Consider the following 19,982-nt stretch of genomic DNA (forward strand, 5'->3'; position numbering starts at 1 on the left):
AACGAAATTTGCGGGTTTTTCTTTATGCTTTTCTATGAGTAGAATCGTTCGCCTGCCGCAGCAATCCTTGGCTCTCTAATAAAAAATGTTCAGCGTAATCACCAAACCAATTATCGACTTGAGTAAATGCCTGAGTAAACATTGCCTTGTCTTTATTTTCTAACATAGCAATCGCCTCACCAAAGCGTTGGTGGAAACGTTGGATCATCGCTAAGTTTTGCGGTGACGACATAATAATATCGGCATACAGTTCCGCATCCTGAGCAAACAAACGCCCAACCATGGCCAATTCAAGACGATAAATCGGTGAACTTAACGATAGTAGTTGATCAAGGTTTGGATCTTCTTCTGCCAAATGAACCCCATAAACAAATGAAGTAAAGTGGCGTAGAGCCTGGATCAATGTCATCCCTTGGTCATGTTCAATGGCACTGATGCGATTTAAACTCGCGCCCCAAATCTGAAACTGTTCCAGTAGCCATTGATACTCTTCAGGATTGCGACCATCACAATACACAATAACCTGTTTCGCTAAACTTGAGATATCAGGACCAAACATCGGATGTAAACCTAAAACAGGCCCGGAGTGCACCTCTAACATTGCCTGTAACGGTTCACTTTTAATCGATGTCAAATCAGCCAAAATACAATCATCAGGCAAAGCATTTAATTTACTAATAACATCAACAGTTAGGTTAATTGGCACCGTTACCACAACCATACCCGCATCACTTAATAGTTCATCAGCCCGATCCCAATCTTGTGAACCAAGCTTACGAACTTGATAACCTGATAACTCAAACAAACGGCAGAATAAACCACCTAACTGACCATAACCGCCCACAACCACAATAGGACGCAGTGTCGGTTTTAGGCACTTAAACCCCGAGTCATTTTCACTAGAATACGACTCTCGCATTGTGCGACGTAAAATATCTTCAATGAGATCTGGCGGAACACCCTGACTTTCAGCTTCTGCTCGACGTGAGGCTAACATTGCCGCTTCGCGATCAGGAGCATAAATAGGCAGACCGTGTTGGCTTTTAACGTGACCCACTTCTTCAACTAAAGCCAGACGACGCGCCAATAATGCCACCATCTGCTGATCAACCTCATCGATTTGATCTCTTAATTTGCTCAGTTCAGCAACCATGGTTTTACTATTTCCATCTATTAAATTCGATTTTGTAAAAACGGAACTAACTCTTGTTTAGCATGACGCAATAGCTGTTCCGTTGTCTGCCAGCCGATACAGGCATCCGTTATGGATTGACCATACACCATATCTGCTCGTGGCAGGTCTGCGCTCTGATTCCCTTCTTGCAGATGACTTTCTATCATCAAACCTATGATGGAACGATTCCCCTCTCGAATTTGGTGAATCACATCTTCAGCAACCAAAGGCTGACGACGAAAATCTTTACGCGAGTTGGCATGACTGCAGTCTACCATTAAGGATGGTGAAAGACCCGAAGCAATCATCTCTTGTTCACACTCCGTAACCGATACTGAATCATAATTAGTTTGCTTACCACCACGCAAAATAATATGCCCATCAGGATTTCCCTGAGTGCTCAGCAGTGCAACCTGACCATCTGGGTTGATCCCCATAAACTTATGACCAGATGCCGCAGCTTCCATCGCATTAATAGCCGTTGCTAAGCTACCGTCGGTCCCATTTTTAAATCCAACAGGAAGTGATAAGCCACTGGCCATTTCACGATGGGTTTGTGATTCGGTGGTACGAGCACCAATTGCAGCCCAACTAAACAGATCGCCTAAATACTGAGGACTAATAGGATCTAACGCTTCAGTCGCTAATGGGATGCCCATTTCCACTAAATCAATCAATAACTGACGCGCAATATGCAGCCCTTCTTCGACTTCAAACGAACCATCTAAGTAAGGATCATTGATTAGCCCTTTCCAGCCAACTGTTGTTCGAGGCTTTTCAAAATAGACTCGCATTACAATATACAGTTGATCCGATAATTCCTCGGCTAACGCTTTTAGTTTTTTGCCATACTCTTTTGCCGCTTCCACATCGTGTATTGAACAAGGTCCACAAACAACCAATAAACGGTGATCTTTTTTATGAATAATATTGGCAATGGTTTGACGGGACTGTTGAATAAAAGATAATGCTGATGCGCTAACGGGTAACTTACTTTTTAGCTGGGTTGGTGTGATTAATACCGACTCATCTTGAATATGTATATTATTAAGTTGATCTTTATGCATAATACTTCCCTGTGCTCTAGCTGGCTTTTTGTTTATTATTTCAACGTAATTTAGCCATAAATACAATTTAGCGATGAATTCAACATACCAATCTCATTTGACCAAAATCAAGCCAATGTAAACAAAAAACACCATATGTAAAAATATATTTACACTAAGTGATAGTGAATTCATCATCGCAACAGGATCTAATCGAAATCATGGAATTGATTTTTTCATTGCTACAACAGCTCAGCGTCTACTTAGTTATCGCTTATCTACTGAGTAAAACCCCGCTGTTTATGCCCATTACCACCATTTCAGGACGACTTTCTCAACGCTTCTCCTGCTATATCTTGTTCTCTTTATTTTGTATTTTAGGCACCTATTTTGGTCTCAACATTGATGATGCTATCGCAAATACCAGAGCCATTGGCGCGGTAATGGGCGGCGTTTTGGGGGGGCCGATTGTAGGTTTTGCTGTTGGCTTAACAGGCGGGTTGCACCGTTACTCCATTGGGGGTTTTACTGATCTAGCCTGTGCTATTTCCACCACCGCAGAAGGCATTTTAGGTGGCTTAGTTCATAGTTACTATGTTCGGCGTAATCACATTGACCAACTTTATCGGCCCAGTATTGTTTTTGGTATTACTTTAATTGCTGAAGTGCTGCAAATGGCCATCATTTTGTTAGTTGCTAAACCCTTTGATCAAGCTTTAGAACTGGTCAATGCCATCGCCCTTCCCATGGTGATTGCCAATTCAGCAGGCGCAGCTCTTTTTATGAGTATTATTCATGACCGAAAAACCATTTATGAAAAGTACTCAGCTGCTTTTTCTAGCCGAGCGCTTACCATTGCTCAGCGAACCGTTGGCATCATGAGTAAAGGTTTTAATGAGCAAAGTGCCAAGAAAATTGCTCGGATTGTTTATGAAGAAACTGAAGTGGGTGCCGTTGCGATTACTGATAGAGAAAAGATCTTAGCCTTTATTGGAATTGGAGATGATCATCATTTACCTGGAACGCCAATATCATCCATGCATACCTTACGTTCGATTAATCGCAGCGAACTGGTCTATGCCGATGGTTATGATATTCCGTATTGTTGTTCGATTCATGATAAGTGTAAATTGGGTTCGGCTTTAGTGATCCCGTTATTGGGGGGAAATAACGAAGTGCTGGGCACCATAAAACTCTATGAGCCAAAGCACAAACTCTTCTCAACCGTAAATGTCACACTCGGTGAAGGGATCGCAAAACTGCTTTCTAACCAAATACTAACGGGTCGTTACGCCCAGCAACAAGCTCTGTTACTCCAAGCAGAACTCCGTCTATTACAAGCACAAGTTAACCCACACTTTTTATTTAATGCCCTCAATACCATCAGCTCAGTGATTCGTCGCGATCCAACTCGTGCCCGACAGTTAATACTGCATCTATCTCAATTTTTTCGCTCTAATCTCAAACAAGATATTGAGCAGGTTACGCTTGCAGAAGAACTTAACCACGTAAAGGCTTACTTAGAAATTGAATTAGCACGATTTTCAGATCGACTGAATGTTGAGATAGATATCCCAGATACCCTACTCAGTCTCAAATTACCCACTTTTACCCTACAGCCACTGGTTGAAAATGCGATCAAACATGGCACCGCTCACTTGCTTGAAAATGGTAAGATCACTATTTATGCAACAGAGACCCAAGATTACATTGAGTTAGTAGTCGAAGATAATGCAGGAAACTATCAAGTTACGCATGAGTCTACTGGGCTTGGCATGAAGATTGTCGATAAGAGATTACGTAATAAATTTGGTCAAGAATTTGGATTAATAATGCAGTGTCAGCCACAGCAATGGACCCGAGCCACGATCCACTTACCTCATATAATAGCCCCGTTAACCCGCAATGGAGAGCAGACAAATGCTTAAAGCCCTGGTCATTGATGATGAACTTTTTTCCCGCGAAGAGCTAATCGATCTACTCGAAGAAAGTCAGCAAGTTCAGGTACTCGATAGCAGTCACAATGCCATTGACGGACTAAAGAAGATCCATAGTTTAAAACCTGATGTCGTTTTTCTTGATATTGAAATGCCACAAATATCAGGCATTGAGCTTTTGACTATGCTCGATCCTGAAACCATGCCAAAGATCGTTTTTGTTACTGCCTATGATGAATATGCTCTGCAAGCGTTTGAAGACAATGCCTTTGACTATCTACTAAAACCCGTTGAGCCTCAGCGTCTAACAAAAACATTAACCCGTTTAACCAGAGAGCTTGAGCCCAAAGATTACAGTCCTTTGATCCAAGAGCAGCTTGAACTGATCCCGTGTTGTGGTCATAACCGTATTTTGTTATTGAATATCAAAGAAATTGAGATCGCCTTTTCCGATTTATCTGGCGTTCATATTGTTACGAAAGAGACCAAGGCCAGTTCTCAGCTTTCGCTTAAAATTTTAGAGCAAAAAAGTTTACTGATGCGCTGTCATCGACAATACCTGATCAACCCAACCGCGATCAGAGAAATTCGATTGTTGGAAAATAATCTGGCTGAAATCATCACCATTAGCGGCCACTCAGTACCTGTTAGTCGCCGCTACCTTAAAACCCTCAAAGAGCGTCTTCAGATCAATTAAACCTTATAGATTGGGCTCTTTACCAAAGCGTTCAAAACCGCGCTGCCAGTTCAGTAAATAGAGCCCATCTTGTTCTCGACGATACTCACAAACGCCCCAATTAACTTTACCTTGTTCTCCTAAGGCAAATAGATGCTCAGTTGTGCAATATTGGTCTCTTCCTTGCACATACCCAGTTTGATAGTCGACAAAAGCTGTCGTAACTGGCTTTCCTTTTGCGGAATCAATCAAATGATTAAACTGTGGCTCAGTTAGGCTGGTACTGCCATTTAGCCCATCGTAATAGCCCAGCTTTTCATAATTACCTTGGCTGATGAGATCGGTTTGCGTTACACAACCACTTAATATTCCGACACTTAATATCGCAGCAAAAGACTTACGTTTCATGTTATCTCCCTTAAACATCGTGTAGTTATAATGATTAATAGACAATATCTTAGATAATTCCTAATTTACTGAAGCTACTGCACAAAAACTAAAACCACTAAAATAGCCACAGAAACCACTTATCTCACTATATAACCACTGAGCTTATCCGTTACTGAATCTTGTCTTAAAAGATCTATGATGTAGCAGTGAAATTCCCTACATTTTTTATTTACGGACAAGAGAGAAAACAAAATGACTTGGTTTCTATTCTGCGTAGCGGCATTGATTGGCGGCTATTTTATTTACGGAACATTTATTGAAAAAATCTTTGGCATTAATGAAAAACGTCAAACACCCGCTTTTACAAAACAAGACGGTGTTGATTACGTACCAATGTCAAATAAACGTGTCTATCTTGTACAACTACTCAATATTGCAGGCGTGGGTCCTATCTTTGGCCCAATCATGGGTGCCCTTTATGGCCCAGCGGCAATGCTATGGATTGTCTTAGGTTGCATTTTTGCAGGTGCAGTACACGACTATTTCTCAGGAATGCTCTCTATCCGTAATGGTGGTGCATCTGTCCCAACAATTACTGGACGCTATCTTGGCAACGGTGCAAAACATTTTATGAACATTTTTGCTATCGTACTGTTGCTGCTTGTTGGTGTGGTCTTTGTTTCGGCCCCTGCTGGTATGATCACTAACCTAATCAATGAACAAACCAGCTTCAACGTTACCATGACTTCAATGGTGGTGGTGATCTTTGCTTATTACGTACTTGCGACCATTGTACCAATTGACACCATCATTGGTCGTTTCTATCCATTATTTGGCGCATTACTGATCTTCATGTCAGTTGGTCTTATCACCGCAATTGCTTTTTCTAGTGAACATACTTTACTTGGCAATTTTGAAGTAAGCCAAATGTTCTCTAATCTTAACCCGAATGACATGCCACTCTGGCCAGCTCTATTTATTACTATTGCTTGTGGTGCTATCTCAGGTTTCCATGCAACACAGTCACCACTTATGGCTCGCTGTCTTGAAAATGAAAAGAATGGCCGCTTTGTTTTTTATGGAGCGATGATTGGTGAAGGTATTATTGCTCTTATTTGGTGTGCAATTGCGCTCTCTTTCTTTGGTTCTCTAGAAGAGTTGTCAAATGCCGTCAGCAATGGCGGTCCTGGTAATGTCGTTTACAGTGCTTCATTTGGCTTATTGGGTCTATTTGGTGGTGTGATTGCATTCTTAGGCGTAGTTATCTTACCGATAACCTCTGGTGATACTGCGTTCCGCTCAAGCCGTTTGATCTTAGCAGAATACTTTAATATGGAGCAGAAAACGCTTCGCAATCGCCTACTAATTGCCACCCCACTGTTTATACTAGGAGGCATCTTAACTCAAGTAGACTTTGGTATTATCTGGCGCTACTTTGGCTTTGCTAACCAAGTCACTGCCGTAATGATGTTATGGACTGCATCGGCATATTTACTGCGTCATAATAAGCTACATTGGATCACAACAGTTCCAGCGTTATTTATGACGACCGTATGTATTACCTTTATCTTAAATAACCATCAATTAGGCTTTGGTCTACCGATGGGGGTCTCAACCGGGCTTGGAGTTACAGGTGCTATTGGTGCCATGTTTATGGTGATTAAACGAGCCAAAGCATCTGCAAATACTGATGATGCAAAAGAAGAACAAGAAAGTTTTGAGACCGTATAACCGCTCTAAACGCAAGTGAGTTATAAACTAAAAAACCAGCACATATGAACTGCCCCCCAATAGTTGGACACCAATTATTGGGGGTCTTTTTATTTATTCGTTATCAATCTAACGATTAACTTGCAGGGACTACTCGCGTTGTTGAACCTTGCTGATAAATATCAACTCGCTCACCAACTCGGAAGATCACATTTGGATCAACTTGCTGAACAACAGCAATAGTACGGCCACTATCTAGTTTAATAACAATGTTTACGCCCTGACGAGTATCCGCAGCTTGTCCAGCTTTACTACCCACCATACTACCAACAACACCGCCACCAATTGCAGCAATATCAGAACCTGTACCACCACCAATTTCAGAACCCAATAGTGCACCAATTGCACCACCAGCTAATGTACCGATGGTATTACCTGCATCACCTTGAATGGTTACCGCATCCAATTTAGTAATAGTACCGGTTAAAACGGTTTGTACTTGACGAGCATCACCCACACTGTATGCATTACCATAAGGGTTTTGAGCACAACCAGTTAACCCCAACCCCAGTGTTGCAACAACAAGTAGAGGTGCAATCATTTTGTTATTCAAAGTAGCCTCCAATGAGCAACTAATCAGCATAATGCTTAGAGTATAAATTCAACGCACTAAATTACAATGATTTTCTACACTGTTTTATATCTGTTCAGCATAGATTCACTTTTATTTAGCACAAAAAAAGCCCACCAAACGGTGGGCTTTTTCAATAAACGTCTTAATGACGCTATTACTTAGCAAGCTTCTCGCGAATACGCGCAGCTTTACCAGAACGGTCACGTAGGTAGTACAGCTTGGCACGACGTACTGCACCACGACGTTTAACAGTAATGCTGTTAACAACTGGAGAGTGAGTTTGGAATGCACGCTCAACGCCTTCACCGTTAGAGATCTTACGAACAGTGAATGCAGAATGTAGACCACGGTTACGCTTAGCGATTACAACGCCTTCGAACGCCTGTAGACGCTCACGGTCACCTTCTTTTACCTTAACCTGAACAACAACAGTGTCACCTGGTGCGAATGCAGGTAGGTCTTGTTTCATTTGCTCTTGCTCAAGAGCTTTGATGATATTACTCATTGGTTAATACCCTAGAATAAACTGATACTAAATAAATTAATTGCTTGCTTTATATTCGCGAATAAATTCTGCGAGCAAGAATTCCTGATCGTCAGTCAGAGCTAGGTTTTCCAGGAGCTCCGGTCTTCTTAACCAGGTCCGGCCTAGCGACTGCTTAAGTCGCCAACGACTAATGTCCTTATGATTTCCAGACAACAGTACTTGTGGCACTGTTTGACCGTCTAATACTTCAGGACGCGTGTAATGGGGACAATCTAACAAACCATTGGCAAAAGAATCTTCTTCTGCCGACGCAAAATCACCCAGAACGCCCGGAACAAACCGAACAACTGCATCAACAAGCGTCATGGCTGGTAGTTCACCACCCGTTAGCACAAAATCTCCGATAGACCATTCTTCGTCTACCTCTTGTTGGATAATGCGCTCATCTACCCCTTCATAACGACCACAAATAAGAATCAAATTCTCATTTTGTGCTAGTTCCTCAACACCAGCCTGATCGAGCTTACGGCCCTGAGGAGAGAGATAAATCACTTTAGCCTTACCTTTTGCCGACTGTTTGGCTGTATGAATAGCATCGCGCAGAGGCTGTACCATCATTAACATGCCAGGTCCGCCACCGTATGGTCGATCATCTACCGTACGATGTTTGTCGAGCGTGAAATCACGAGGATTCCATGTTTCGACAGTCAAAAGGCCTTTTTTTACTGCCTGACCTGTAACCCCAAAGTTAGTAATGGAGTCGAACATCTCAGGAAAAAGGCTGATAACACCAACCCACATTGTTCGCCTCACTTGATTACTGGAGGTTAAAATCCAGGATCCCAGTCAACTTCGATCCGCTGAGCAGTGCGATCAATCGACTTGATGACCTGCTCATCGAGGAACGGGATTAAGCGTTCCTTTTGCCCGAAAGCATCTTTCAGGTTAGCTTTCACAACCAGAACATCATTAGAACCTGTTTCCAGGATCTCAGTAACTACACCAAGGTCGTAACCTTCGGTAGTCACTACAGACATTCCATACAGCTCACGCCAGTAGAACTCGTCATCTGACAGTGCTGGAAGTTGTTCGGCTTGTACGGCTACTTCAGCGTTAGTAAAAATCTGAGCGTCCTCACGAACATCCAAACCTTCTAACTTCACAACCATACCCTGACCATGGCGTTTCCACGATTCAACGTTGAACGCCTGCCACTCACCTTTCACTTTGATAAGCCAAGGAGAGTAAGCAAAGATGTTTTCCGACTGTTCGGTGTAGGAAAAAACTTTGAGCCAACCTTTGATACCATAGGAGGCACCCAGTTTACCGACAACAATAATGTCTTGGTTATCTGTACTCATCGCTTTTCTCTATAACCCAAATCTAATTAAGCCGCTGCTTTAGCTGCGTCTTTGATTAGCTTAGCTACGCGGTCAGATACTGCTGCGCCTTGACCAACCCAGTGATTAACACGGTCTAGGTCTAGACGTAGAGCTTCTTCTTGACCCTTAGCTAGTGGGTTGAAGAAACCTAGTTTCTCGATGCTACGACCTTCGCGAGATACGCGAGCGTCAGCAACAACGATGTGATAGAATGGACGCTTTTTAGCGCCGTGACGTGCCAAACGAATGGTTACCATATCGTCCTCTTTGCATTACTGTAAATTAAATTGGCCCCGCCAAAATAACGGGGCCCGTGCCAAAATAAAGCCCCGGAATTTTACTCTTTAAACCGACGAATGCAACCGCTTTAGTTAATTTTTCGCCGATAAAATAAAATCTGAGCTTTAATATCTATATTTATTAAGGTATTAACGACCTGGGAACATACCGCCACCAGGCATCATGCCTTTCATCTGACGCATCATATTCTTAATTCCACCCTTTTGCATCTTTTTCATCATCTTCTGCATCTGAGTGAACTGCTTCAATAGGCGGTTAACATCTTGTACTTGAGTACCAGAACCGGCAGCAATACGCTTTTTACGTGAACCCTTAATCAGATCTGGACGCTCACGTTCACCTGGTGTCATCGAGTTAATGATAGCTTCCATTTGGACAAAAATTTTATCATCAACTTTATCTTTTACATCACCAGGAAGTTGTGACATACCAGGTAGCTTATCAAGCATACCCATCATGCCACCCATTTTCTTCATCTGCTGTAGCTGAGAACGGAAGTCTTCAAGATCAAAACCTTTTTTCTCTTTAAACTTCTTAGCCAGCTTTTCTGCTTCATCTTTATCTACGTTACGTTCGATATCTTCAATTAATGAAAGAACATCGCCCATACCTAAGATACGAGAAGCAACACGGTCTGGATGGAAAGGTTCTAGGGCGTCGGTTTTCTCACCCACACCTAAGAATTTAATTGGCTTACCTGTGATATGACGAACAGATAGTGCCGCACCACCACGAGCATCACCATCAACTTTAGTCAGGATTACACCCGTTAAAGGTAGAGCATCGTTGAATGCTTTTGCCGTATTTGCCGCATCTTGACCTGTCATTGCATCGACAACAAACAGAGTCTCAACTGGGTTTAGCACCTGATGAACGTCTTTGATCTCATCCATCATTTCACTGTCAACATGCAGACGACCTGCTGTATCGACAATTAGAACGTCATAGAACTTCAACTTAGCATGAGCAACGGCCGCTTTTGCAATATCGACCGGCTTTTGATCTGGCGTTGAAGGGAAGAAATCCACTCCAAGATCAGTCGCTAACGTTTCAAGCTGCTTGATTGCCGCTGGACGATAAACGTCGGCAGAAACAACCAATACTTTCTTCTTGTTACGCTCTTTTAATACTTTACTTAACTTACCGACACTGGTGGTTTTACCTGCACCTTGAAGACCGGCCATTAAGATCACAGCTGGCGGCTGACTTGCAAGATTCAGCTCTTCATTTTGCTCACCCATAACCGCTTCAAGTTCAGCTTGAACAATTTTGATGAACTCTTGACCAGGGGTTAAACTTTTAGATACTTCAGTACCAACAGCGCGCTCTTTAACGCGGTTAACGAACTCACGAACAACTGGAAGCGCAACATCGGCTTCGAGTAACGCCATGCGGACTTCGCGCAGTGTATCTTTGATGTTATCGTCTGTTAGGCGACCACGACCGCTGACATTTTTCAGCGTTCGCGATAGACGCTCGGTTAAATTTTCGAACATGTGCTACTCGCTTGTTACGCAACTAAATCTTTATATTGAATATGAATTATTGAAGACAGTATACCGCAATTTTGTGTCTTCTTTCATGTTATCCCGGATGTTATTGGCTTTACATTGGCGACACTGGTGTCTGCAAGGTATAATTGCCACTCCAGATCATCGAAAACTAGCTATGTTTGCTATGGAGTCTTCTCAGTAATTATGGATATCTTAATCGCTGTTGCAGCTATTGGCTGCTATATCGCTGCCCTCGTCTTTATTATTCCCGGGCTGAGCAACAGTAATGGCATCAAAACACGACCTGTGTTTATTTCGGCATTGCTAGCGATTGCCTTACATATCTTATTGCTAAAAGATCTCATATTAGGTGTTCACGGCCAAAACTTAAGTATTCTCAACGTCGCATCGTTAATCAGTGTGATCATTGCGATTATCACCACTTTTGCGATGTTGAAAATGAGAATATGGTTTGTCTTACCTGTGGTTTATAGCTTTGCTGCCATCAATCTTGCAGCGGCAACCCTGTTACCAGGTGCCTTTATTACCCATTTAGAGGCCAATCCGCAAGTATTGCTCCATATTTCTCTTGCGTTGTTCTCATATTCCACCCTAATGATTGCTACTTTATATGCAATTCAGCTGGCGTGGCTAGATAACAAACTAAAAAGTAAGAAAAGCCTACAACTCAATCCTAACATTCCCCCATTAATGATGGTGGAGAGGCAACTTTTCAAGCTTATTTTAGTCGGTAATGGTTTATTAACCGTAACTTTACTTACTGGCCTGCTGTTTTTACAGGATATGTTTGCCCAAGGAAAGACACATAAAGCCGTGCTCTCTATTCTGGCATGGCTGGTTTATAGTGTGCTGCTTTGGGGCCATTATCGCCAAGGGTGGCGTGGTCGTCGTGTGATTTGGATCAGCCTTGTAGGTGCATTTTTATTAACACTAGCCTACTTTGGCAGCCGATTTGTAAAAGAAATTATTATTGGTGGGTAATTTGCTCGCCATTTACAGCTTGTCATTTAAAGGAAACAATTTTTGGAAGATATATCGACTGGCGTCTTATTTGCGCTATTGATTTTAATGCTCGTTCTCTCAGCCTACTTCTCAGGTTCTGAGACGGGTATGATGGCGCTCAACCGCTACAAACTGCGCCACTTAGCCAACCAAGGACATAAAGGAGCACAGCGAGTAGAAAAACTATTAGCTCGCCCAGAACGCCTTATTGGCCTAATTTTAATTGGTAATAATCTGGTTAATATTCTTGCCTCTGCCATAGCAACCATTTTAGGTATGCGACTCTATGGTGATGCTGGAGTTGCTATTGCAACAGGTGCTTTAACTTTAGTGGTACTGGTATGCTCTGAAGTCACACCAAAAACCTTAGCCGCTCAATATCCAGAACGTATCTCTTATGCCAGTAGTATCTTACTTAACGCATTAATGAAGATACTCTACCCTCTGGTATGGATTGTTAATGGTATTACAGCATCTTTTCTCTTCTTATTTGGCCTTCGCAATAAAAACGACGGTGGTAATCCACTTACATCAGAAGAGTTACGAACAGTAGTTAACGAAGCAGGCAGTCTTATTCCACGCCGTCACCAAGATATGCTGTTGTCCATTTTGGATTTAGAGAATGTCACCGTAGTTGATGTAATGATCCCTCGCAATGAAATCGCGGCGATTAACATCAATGATGACTGGAAATCCATTGCTCGCCAACTCAGTCACTCAGCTCACGGCCGTATCGTTTTATATCGCGATACCATTGATGAAGTCGTTGGTATGCTTCGAGTCCGTGAAGCTTATCGCATGATGCTAGATAAAAACGAATTCAGTAAAGAGAACCTGTTGCGCGCAGCCGATGAGGTGTATTTCATTCCCGAAGGTACTCCGCTTAATATCCAGTTGCTCAAGTTCCAACGCAATAAAGAACGCATTGGTCTTATTGTTGACGAATATGGTGATATTCAAGGATTGATTACTTTAGAAGATATTCTTGAAGAGATTGTAGGAGAATTTACGACTTCTATCGCACCAACGTTAGCTGAAGAGATTACTCCGCAAAGCGACGGGAGCTTATTGATAGAAGGCAGTGCCAATATTCGAGATCTGAACAAGAGCCTGAAATGGAAACTACCTACCGATGGACCGAGAACGCTAAACGGACTTATTCTAGAATACTTAGAGTACATCCCCGATAGTCCAATCAGTTTCCGTATCGGTAATAAAAAAATGGAAGTAGTCGAAGTCTCAGACAACATGATTAAATTAGTTAAAGTGTTGCCAATGAGCCGTAAAAACGACAAATAACAGGTTCGGTAATCATCACTATTAAACAGAACGATAAAGCCAGCGATAATAGCTGGCTTTATTTTTGGCGCTCTCAATAAGTTTTATCTAGAGATCCCACGCAAACTACACTTTTAGCTGAACTAACATCTCAGCGGGCAGAGCCAAATCATCATTTTGATTTACCCCCACACCAGCAGTAACAATACTTTGCGCAATAGCTTGTGCCTCTGCAAGTGAATGCATCGCATACGTACCACACTGATATTCATTAAGCTCTGGAATTTTATCTTGAGAGTCCACCGATAACACATCTTGCATAGCATCAAGCCAAGCCTGTGCCACAACTGTCTCTTGCGGCTCACCAATTAGGCTCATATAAAATCCCGTTCGACACCCCATCGGTGAAATATCAATAATTTCAACTGTATCTGAATTAAGGTGCTGACGCATAAACCCTGCAAATAAGTGCTCTAGAGTATGAATTCCGCGCTCAGATAAAATCTCATTATTTGGGCGACAAAAACGTAAATCAAACACAGTAATCGTATCGCCTTTTGGGGTCTGCATGGTTTTTGCCACGCGAACGGCGGGAGCCTGCATCTTAGTATGATCTACGGTAAAACTGTCTAATAGTGGCATAACATCTCCTTGTTATTTCAATAGCCTATTACTGGTAATTAAAAGGGCCACCAGCTACGTTTAGATTCCAACTCCTGACGACACTGCTTCAATTGCCAGCCATACTCTTTTGAGTAGCGGTCAACTTTACGAGCCACTTGCATCAAATTAGGTTTACGACGGTATGTACCACGCTGATATCCACCTCTCCCCTCGTGATAGGCTAAATACTGGCGATAAGCATCCCATTTTGAAATACCCAATTGACGTTGAGTTTCATAAGTATACCAACCCACAAATTGCAATGAATCGTAAAAGTCGGTTCGTGAGCCACCATTATTGGTCGCGCGTTGGAAATCTTCCCAAGCAGGGTCTTGTGCCTGAGCATAACCGTATGCGCTACTCACACGTCCCCATGGAATAAAGCCTAAAACATAATCTTTAGGGGGGCGAGCATCATGACGAAAGCTACTTTCTTGTTTAATAATAGCCATTGCGACATGAATTGGTGTTCCCCATTTATTTTCCATCTTAACGGCATCTTTGTACCAATCAGGATTTTCCCGGAAGATGCTGCAAATATTAGACTGATTCTTAGGTGGCGGAGTGGCGCAGCCTGTTAATGCTAAAGCTAGTGCGATAAATACAATCAAGCGTGGTGGTGAAATCATCTTCTCTCTTGCTCATCTGGTCATCAGGGCAAAACCGTGTCCCTACATACGAAAAAAGGTGATCCTAAGATCACCTTATCTACTCTAACATGACCTTCCGTAATAAGATCAAGCAATCATCAATTATTTGATATCAGCAAAGTACGCCGCTAAATAATCATCAAAAGAGACCGTATCATTGGCTTCAATTTGCTGCTGTTTTGCAATTGACTCCTTCGCTTCAGTTTCAAACTGGGCTTCGTTATAGAATTGATACTGACGATGAGCCATATATTCAGCATGCTGTTTTGCTAATTCATCACCCACTTTACCAATCCCATCAAACTGTTTAATTTGCTCTAGCAGTTGGGCCGATAGCGTACGCTCAGGGTGTTCAATCCAACCAAGTAAACGCTCACAAGTCTCTTGATAAGCCGTGGTACCATTAGCTTCATCTAACATTTTCGCAACTTGGGCAAAGTCAGCAAAGACACGAGAGCCCCACTCTTTAAGCGTCAATTGCTCACCATGACAACCAATAGTCAGAACTAGATCTGGGTTACGACCATCTAAGATCACTTTACTCCAGTTTTCACGCCAGCAGCCAAGTTCACAATCGGTCATATCACTCGATGGCGACAGCACCGCCCAAGTTAAGAATATATCCAAGAAACGAATTTGATCTTCAACCACACCAATTGGGCTAAATGGGTTAACATCAAGTGAGCGAACTTCAATATATTCAACACCAGCACGTTTCAATGCCTCTGATGGTTTTTCACCACTTTTTGCTACACGTTTAGGACGAATTGGGGCATAAAGCTCATTTTCGATCTGTAACACATTGCTATTAAGCTGACGGTATTCATCCCCCACCTTAACACCAATATCAGCAAATTCTGCTGACGGCGTACGAATGGCTTTATTTAATCCATCAAGATACTGCTCTAAGCTATTAAAACCAATTTTAAGGCCACTTTGGGCATTATTGGTATAGCCTAAATCACTCAAGCGTAGTGCCGTGGCTTTCTCTAAATAATAGGTACCTTGGCCAATTTTGCTGAACTTATCTTTAATTGGCTTCCCTTGTAAGAAAGAACCACATAGAGCAGGTGAAGATCCAAATAGATATGGGATCAACCAGCCAAAACGGTAGTAATTTCGGATCAAGCCAAAGTAAGCCGCCGAACGAGATTCTTGACGCTCTTGTTCGTTTTGCGGGCCAAATAATTGATCCCAAAACTCATCAGGGAATGAAAAGTTAAAATGCACACCAGAGATGATTTGCATCACGCTACCATAACGACGCTTCAAACCTTCGCGATACAAGGTTTTCATCCGGCCCACATTCGATGAACCATATTGCGCTAAAGTAATATCGTCCTGGTCACCGACAAAACAAGGCATTGACATCGGCCATAGACGCTCGCCATCCATCTTGCTGTAGGTAAACTGGTGGATATCACTAAGTTGAGCAAGAAGATCATCAACAGAGCGAGAAACTGGTGTAATAAACTCTAATAGGGATTCCGCAAAATCTGTCGTGATCCACTTATTTGTTAGTGCAGAACCGAGCTGTACGGGATGAGGTTGATCCGATAATTGGTGATCTGTGGTAATACGCAGAGCTTCGCGTTCCAGACCACGACCAAACTTTTTCAGAGCATCTTTATTGGCTGAAACTTGCTGCAACCTTTGTGAAAAATCCATCAAGGTCATTCTCGTCATTATCAAAATTAGAAAATAGAGTAATCATAATTGATTCTGATTACCATGTTTTATTATTGCATCAAATCGATAAACAGTTTTACGAGACAGAAAAAACCGACGCAGTGATACGTCGGCTTTAATCTATAAACACTCGTTATTGTTGTGGCTTAATCACATGGATTGGTAAGCCTAACGTTGCAAATTGAGGCTTTAATTTTGCCACATCACCCACCACAATAATCTGATAATCTTGTGGGTTAAACCACTTCTTAGCAAGCTTATCTAATTCTGACTTAGAAATTGTCGCTGCAATCTTATTTCGCTGCTCAACAAAATCTTTTGGCAAAGAGTAGGTTAACATTTGTCCCAATAACTGAGCTTTTTTCGCTGGCGTCTCATATTTCAATGCATCTTGTTGACCGACGGCAAGGCGCATAAATTTCATTTCTTTATCAGTTAATCCACCTTGGCTTATTTTTTTCAGTTCCGCGAGAAATTCTTTGGTTGCAGCCAAACTTGCATCAGCACGTACCTGAGCATAGAAAGTAGCTAAACCAAGCTCTTTTCCTCCCGTTAGGTAGCCTCCGGCACCATAGGTATAGCCTTTATCTTCACGCAAATTTAAGTTAATGCGACTGTTAAAGTTACCCGCCAGATTAAAGTTAGCTAATTGAGTTTTGTAGAGCTCACCAGTTGCATCATAAGGTAGACCTTGACGAACTAGGCGAATGATAGTTTGTGGTGCTCCTGGCTTATCAACCATCCAAATTGCCGGCTTCTCTATGCTTGGTAATTTTGGTGTGTGATATGTTGGAGCCGCCTGTCCTTTCCACTGACCCAAAGATACAAGATCTTGCTGTAGTGTCTGTGGTTTAATATCACCAACAACAACCATATCAGCCCCATTAGGCGTGTAATAGCGCTGATAAAAATCTTTCACATCCGCTAACGTTATGCTCTCAATTGATGCCTTGGTACCTTCTGGTGCCTGACTAAATACGGTGCCTTTAAACATCACATCACGAGTAGCTTGTCCTGCTAACCACTCTGGACGTTGATGTTCATACACAAGACCTTCTAACGCCAATTTCTTTAAACGATCAAAATCGGCTTGAGCAAATGCCGGATGGAACAATCGCTGCTCTAGTATTGCTAACGTTGGCTTAAGGTTTTTCGCAAGAGAAGACAAGGTGATGGTTGTGCCATATAGACCAGCATCAAAACTCACACTAGAACCCAATTTATCCAATTCTGAAGCAATGTGTTCAGCAGAAGCTTTTGTGGTTGCTTCATTCATCATCGCAGCAGTTAACTGAGCTAGACCTGCTTTACCTTCAGCTTCATATCGACGACCAGCAGGAACCACAAGTTGAAGCTCAACAGTAGGCGTTTCATCATACTGAGTACCAAGGAGCTTAATGCCATTTGCCAACGTTACGTCATACAAACTTGGCATCATTGCTTCAACGGGCTTTGATGGCTGAGGCATAACACTACGATCAAAATTATCTTTTGCCGTGCGAAGCGTCAGTTGATCATCGTTAATCTTTTGATGTTCAGGGATCTTACGCGGCTCGGGAGTAAAGTTCGTTTTTGCGGCAACCAAATCTAACTTACCTTGAGGCACCACACTTAAAGTGACATTGGGATGCTGATAAATATATTGATTGTATGCCGCTTCAATACTACTTGGTGAGACTTTGCGAATATTATCAAGCTCAACACCAAGATGATTTGGATCGCCATAAAATGTTTGATAAGCCGCTAACTGGGCAACCTTACCACTGACACTCTGTAAGCCAAAAATGGCACTCGATTCTGCCACACCTTTAATTTCATCTACGGCCTGTTGTTTCACACCCTGCTTTTCCAGACTGTTCACTATCTCCATCACTTTGCCACGAATCGACTTTAAGTTGCCTTTTTCACCGCTAGGACCAATTGCGTAGACATACATGGTACATGCAAGCTCTGCACAATCATTAAAGGCACCTGCATCAACCACTTGTCCAGTCTTAACCAGTTTTTGATACAACAAGCTATTGGTACCATCACCAATAATTTGAGCCAGCATATCTAATGAAGCTTCATCTTTTGCACCACGATAAGAGGTTGGCCACCCCATCATCAACATTGGCTGCTGAACTTTATCTTCTAGAGTGATATAGCGATCAGCCTTAAGTGTTACTGGCTGTTTTGGTGCATTGTTAACCTCAGGACCTCGTGGAATAGAACCAAAATATTTCTCTACCCAGTCTAAGGTTTGCGCGATATCTATATCACCACCAATAGTAAGCGTGGCATTATTCGGGCCATACCAGCGGAGGAAGAAAGCTTTAAGATCATTAACATCAACACGATCTAGATCGGCAACATATCCGATTGTCTGCCATGAGTATGGATGGTTACGAGGAAACAGCGCTTCTCCCATACGCTCATACACTAAGCCATAAGGTCGGTTTTCATAACGCTCTGCTCGTTCATTTTTGACCGTTGAACGTTGGATCTCAAATTTTTTCTGGGACACGGCATCAAGCAAAAAGCCCATTCGATCCGATTCAAGCCACAGTACTTTTTCTAATTGGTTGGCAGGTACGGTTTCGTAATAGTTCGTGCGGTCTCGGTTAGTTGAGCCATTTAAAGTACCGCCTGCTTCTGTAATTAAACGAAAATGCTCTTGGTCACCTACGTGTTTTGAGCCTTGAAACATCATGTGCTCAAAGAAATGTGCAAAACCTGATTTCCCGACTTCTTCTCGTGCCGAGCCTACATGGTAGGTCATATCAACATGAACTAAAGGATCTGACTTGTCTTGATGCAGAATAACGGTTAAACCATTGCTTAATTCGTATTTGCGAAAAGGAATAACCGCCTTTCCATGCTCTGGCTTAACTTGTTCAATAAAAGAGACACCTTTCGGCAAGGGAATATCGCTCTGTTTTGCAGCCCATGTTGTATTAGTTACAGACAATAGAGCAAGGGGGAGAATCCACTTTTGCACAAATACATTCCTTTAGTGAGAAAACGTTGGGAAAAGACCTAACACGATCACAGCCAGCACGCTATAACGCGCAGCCTTACCAACCACAATAATAACAAAGCTCAGCCACGGGCGAAGTCGAAGCCAGCCGGCAGCTAAACACAAAGGATCGCCGATGATGGGCAACCAGCTAAAAAAGAGACTCCAGTAGCCATATTTTTTCACCCATCTAATAGCTTTATGACCATGTTTTTCTTGAGAAGTTTTATCAGGTATCAGACGACCTAACCAATAGTTAGTCATGCCGCCTAAACTATTACCTAACGTAGCAACCAGCACCAACAACCAGGGTGCATTGTCACCTAAGTTTAAACTGGCAATCAGATTGGCTTCAGAGCCACCAGGGAGCAGTGTGGCACTTAAAAACCCAGTTGAAAATAATACCCATAAACCCGATTGCCCATTAACTAAATCTAGCATTTATTTATCTT

The 19,982-nt window shown here is 42.4% G+C and carries 19 protein-coding genes; 5 read left to right on the forward strand and 14 right to left on the reverse strand.

The genetic code is table 11. The annotated features are described in order from the left end of the window. Nucleotides 1-22: 22 nt before the first annotated feature. Together tyrA and WAX86_RS12205 are read right to left on the reverse strand one after the other, a co-directional pair. Nucleotides 23-1,153 (reverse strand): bifunctional chorismate mutase/prephenate dehydrogenase, encoded by a 1,131-nt coding sequence (gene tyrA, locus WAX86_RS12200; RefSeq protein WP_005297855.1) that lies wholly within the window; start codon nucleotides 1,151-1,153, stop codon nucleotides 23-25. Between the two features lie 20 nt (nucleotides 1,154-1,173). Next, the gene (locus tag WAX86_RS12205; protein WP_005297854.1) at nucleotides 1,174-2,241 is read right to left on the reverse strand and encodes a 3-deoxy-7-phosphoheptulonate synthase; all 1,068 of its coding nucleotides are present in this window, start codon (nucleotides 2,239-2,241) and stop codon (nucleotides 1,174-1,176) included. Nucleotides 2,242-2,441: 200 nt separating this feature from the next. Between WAX86_RS12205 and WAX86_RS12210 the strand changes: the two genes are divergently transcribed. Further along, complete coding sequence (locus WAX86_RS12210) at nucleotides 2,442-4,148, forward strand: sensor histidine kinase (RefSeq protein WP_068946615.1); 1,707 nt, start codon at nucleotides 2,442-2,444, stop codon at nucleotides 4,146-4,148. After that, the gene (btsR, locus tag WAX86_RS12215) at nucleotides 4,141-4,854 is read left to right on the forward strand and encodes a two-component system response regulator BtsR (protein WP_341488862.1); all 714 of its coding nucleotides are present in this window, start codon (nucleotides 4,141-4,143) and stop codon (nucleotides 4,852-4,854) included. Before WAX86_RS12210 ends, btsR begins: the two co-directional genes overlap by 8 nt. A 3-nt stretch (nucleotides 4,855-4,857) precedes the next feature. Here btsR and WAX86_RS12220 read toward each other — a convergent pair whose 3' ends face one another. After that, nucleotides 4,858-5,241 carry a DUF2799 domain-containing protein gene (locus WAX86_RS12220; RefSeq protein WP_044174546.1) on the reverse strand — a complete coding sequence of 128 codons (384 nt, stop codon included), beginning with the start codon at nucleotides 5,239-5,241 and terminating at the stop codon, nucleotides 4,858-4,860. Nucleotides 5,242-5,475: 234 nt separating this feature from the next. On the opposite strand from WAX86_RS12220, the gene WAX86_RS12225 reads away from it, so the two are divergent. After that, nucleotides 5,476-6,954 (forward strand): carbon starvation protein A, encoded by a 1,479-nt coding sequence (locus WAX86_RS12225; protein ID WP_341488863.1) that lies wholly within the window; start codon nucleotides 5,476-5,478, stop codon nucleotides 6,952-6,954. 115 nt (nucleotides 6,955-7,069) lie between these two features. Here the strand turns inward: WAX86_RS12225 and WAX86_RS12230 are convergent, their stop codons facing one another. The 6 genes from WAX86_RS12230 to ffh form a co-directional block, all read right to left on the reverse strand. Beyond that, on the reverse strand, nucleotides 7,070-7,546 hold the full coding sequence (locus tag WAX86_RS12230; protein ID WP_069107426.1) for a glycine zipper 2TM domain-containing protein: 477 nt from the start codon (nucleotides 7,544-7,546) through the stop codon (nucleotides 7,070-7,072). A gap of 175 nt (nucleotides 7,547-7,721) precedes the next feature. Next, nucleotides 7,722-8,072, reverse strand: a complete 351-nt coding sequence (gene rplS / locus WAX86_RS12235) for a 50S ribosomal protein L19 (protein ID WP_005297849.1) — start codon at nucleotides 8,070-8,072, stop codon at nucleotides 7,722-7,724. Between the two features lie 36 nt (nucleotides 8,073-8,108). Next, on the reverse strand, nucleotides 8,109-8,855 hold the full coding sequence (gene trmD / locus WAX86_RS12240; protein ID WP_005297848.1) for a tRNA (guanosine(37)-N1)-methyltransferase TrmD: 747 nt from the start codon (nucleotides 8,853-8,855) through the stop codon (nucleotides 8,109-8,111). Nucleotides 8,856-8,881: 26 nt separating this feature from the next. Next, the gene (gene rimM, locus WAX86_RS12245) at nucleotides 8,882-9,415 is read right to left on the reverse strand and encodes a ribosome maturation factor RimM (protein WP_036763274.1); all 534 of its coding nucleotides are present in this window, start codon (nucleotides 9,413-9,415) and stop codon (nucleotides 8,882-8,884) included. Between the two features lie 26 nt (nucleotides 9,416-9,441). Then, nucleotides 9,442-9,693 (reverse strand): 30S ribosomal protein S16, encoded by a 252-nt coding sequence (gene rpsP / locus WAX86_RS12250; RefSeq protein WP_005297846.1) that lies wholly within the window; start codon nucleotides 9,691-9,693, stop codon nucleotides 9,442-9,444. A gap of 171 nt (nucleotides 9,694-9,864) precedes the next feature. Continuing rightward, nucleotides 9,865-11,232, reverse strand: a complete 1,368-nt coding sequence (ffh, locus tag WAX86_RS12255; RefSeq protein WP_005297844.1) for a signal recognition particle protein — start codon at nucleotides 11,230-11,232, stop codon at nucleotides 9,865-9,867. A gap of 201 nt (nucleotides 11,233-11,433) precedes the next feature. Here ffh and WAX86_RS12260 point away from each other — a divergent pair, with 201 nt between their 5' ends. Both WAX86_RS12260 and WAX86_RS12265 read left to right on the forward strand, forming a co-directional pair. Beyond that, the gene (locus WAX86_RS12260; RefSeq protein WP_065170633.1) at nucleotides 11,434-12,231 is read left to right on the forward strand and encodes an inner membrane protein YpjD; all 798 of its coding nucleotides are present in this window, start codon (nucleotides 11,434-11,436) and stop codon (nucleotides 12,229-12,231) included. 42 nt (nucleotides 12,232-12,273) lie between these two features. Continuing rightward, a complete protein-coding gene (locus WAX86_RS12265) occupies nucleotides 12,274-13,551 on the forward strand; it encodes an HlyC/CorC family transporter (protein ID WP_065170634.1) in 1,278 nt (425 codons plus the stop codon). A 105-nt stretch (nucleotides 13,552-13,656) separates the two neighbouring features. Here WAX86_RS12265 and luxS read toward each other — a convergent pair whose 3' ends face one another. The 5 genes from luxS to WAX86_RS12290 all read right to left on the reverse strand — a co-directional run bounded on the left by luxS (nucleotide 13,657) and on the right by WAX86_RS12290 (nucleotide 19,971). Then, entirely contained in the window at nucleotides 13,657-14,172 is a 516-nt protein-coding gene (luxS, locus tag WAX86_RS12270; RefSeq protein WP_107200499.1) for an S-ribosylhomocysteine lyase, read from the reverse strand. 38 nt (nucleotides 14,173-14,210) lie between these two features. Continuing rightward, nucleotides 14,211-14,822 carry a hypothetical protein gene (locus tag WAX86_RS12275; protein ID WP_341488864.1) on the reverse strand — a complete coding sequence of 204 codons (612 nt, stop codon included), beginning with the start codon at nucleotides 14,820-14,822 and terminating at the stop codon, nucleotides 14,211-14,213. 123 nt (nucleotides 14,823-14,945) lie between these two features. Next, the gene (gene gshA / locus WAX86_RS12280; RefSeq protein ID WP_065170636.1) at nucleotides 14,946-16,511 is read right to left on the reverse strand and encodes a glutamate--cysteine ligase; all 1,566 of its coding nucleotides are present in this window, start codon (nucleotides 16,509-16,511) and stop codon (nucleotides 14,946-14,948) included. A 154-nt stretch (nucleotides 16,512-16,665) separates the two neighbouring features. Next, nucleotides 16,666-19,512: a pitrilysin family protein gene (locus tag WAX86_RS12285; protein ID WP_341488865.1), complete on the reverse strand. Its 2,847-nt coding sequence runs from the start codon at nucleotides 19,510-19,512 to the stop codon at nucleotides 16,666-16,668. A 12-nt stretch (nucleotides 19,513-19,524) separates the two neighbouring features. Beyond that, on the reverse strand, nucleotides 19,525-19,971 hold the full coding sequence (locus WAX86_RS12290) for a YqaA family protein (RefSeq protein WP_036763265.1): 447 nt from the start codon (nucleotides 19,969-19,971) through the stop codon (nucleotides 19,525-19,527). Nucleotides 19,972-19,982 lie beyond the last annotated feature (11 nt).

It is taken from the genome of Photobacterium damselae subsp. damselae (assembly GCF_038086725.1).
GTDB lineage: Bacteria > Pseudomonadota > Gammaproteobacteria > Enterobacterales > Vibrionaceae > Photobacterium > Photobacterium damselae.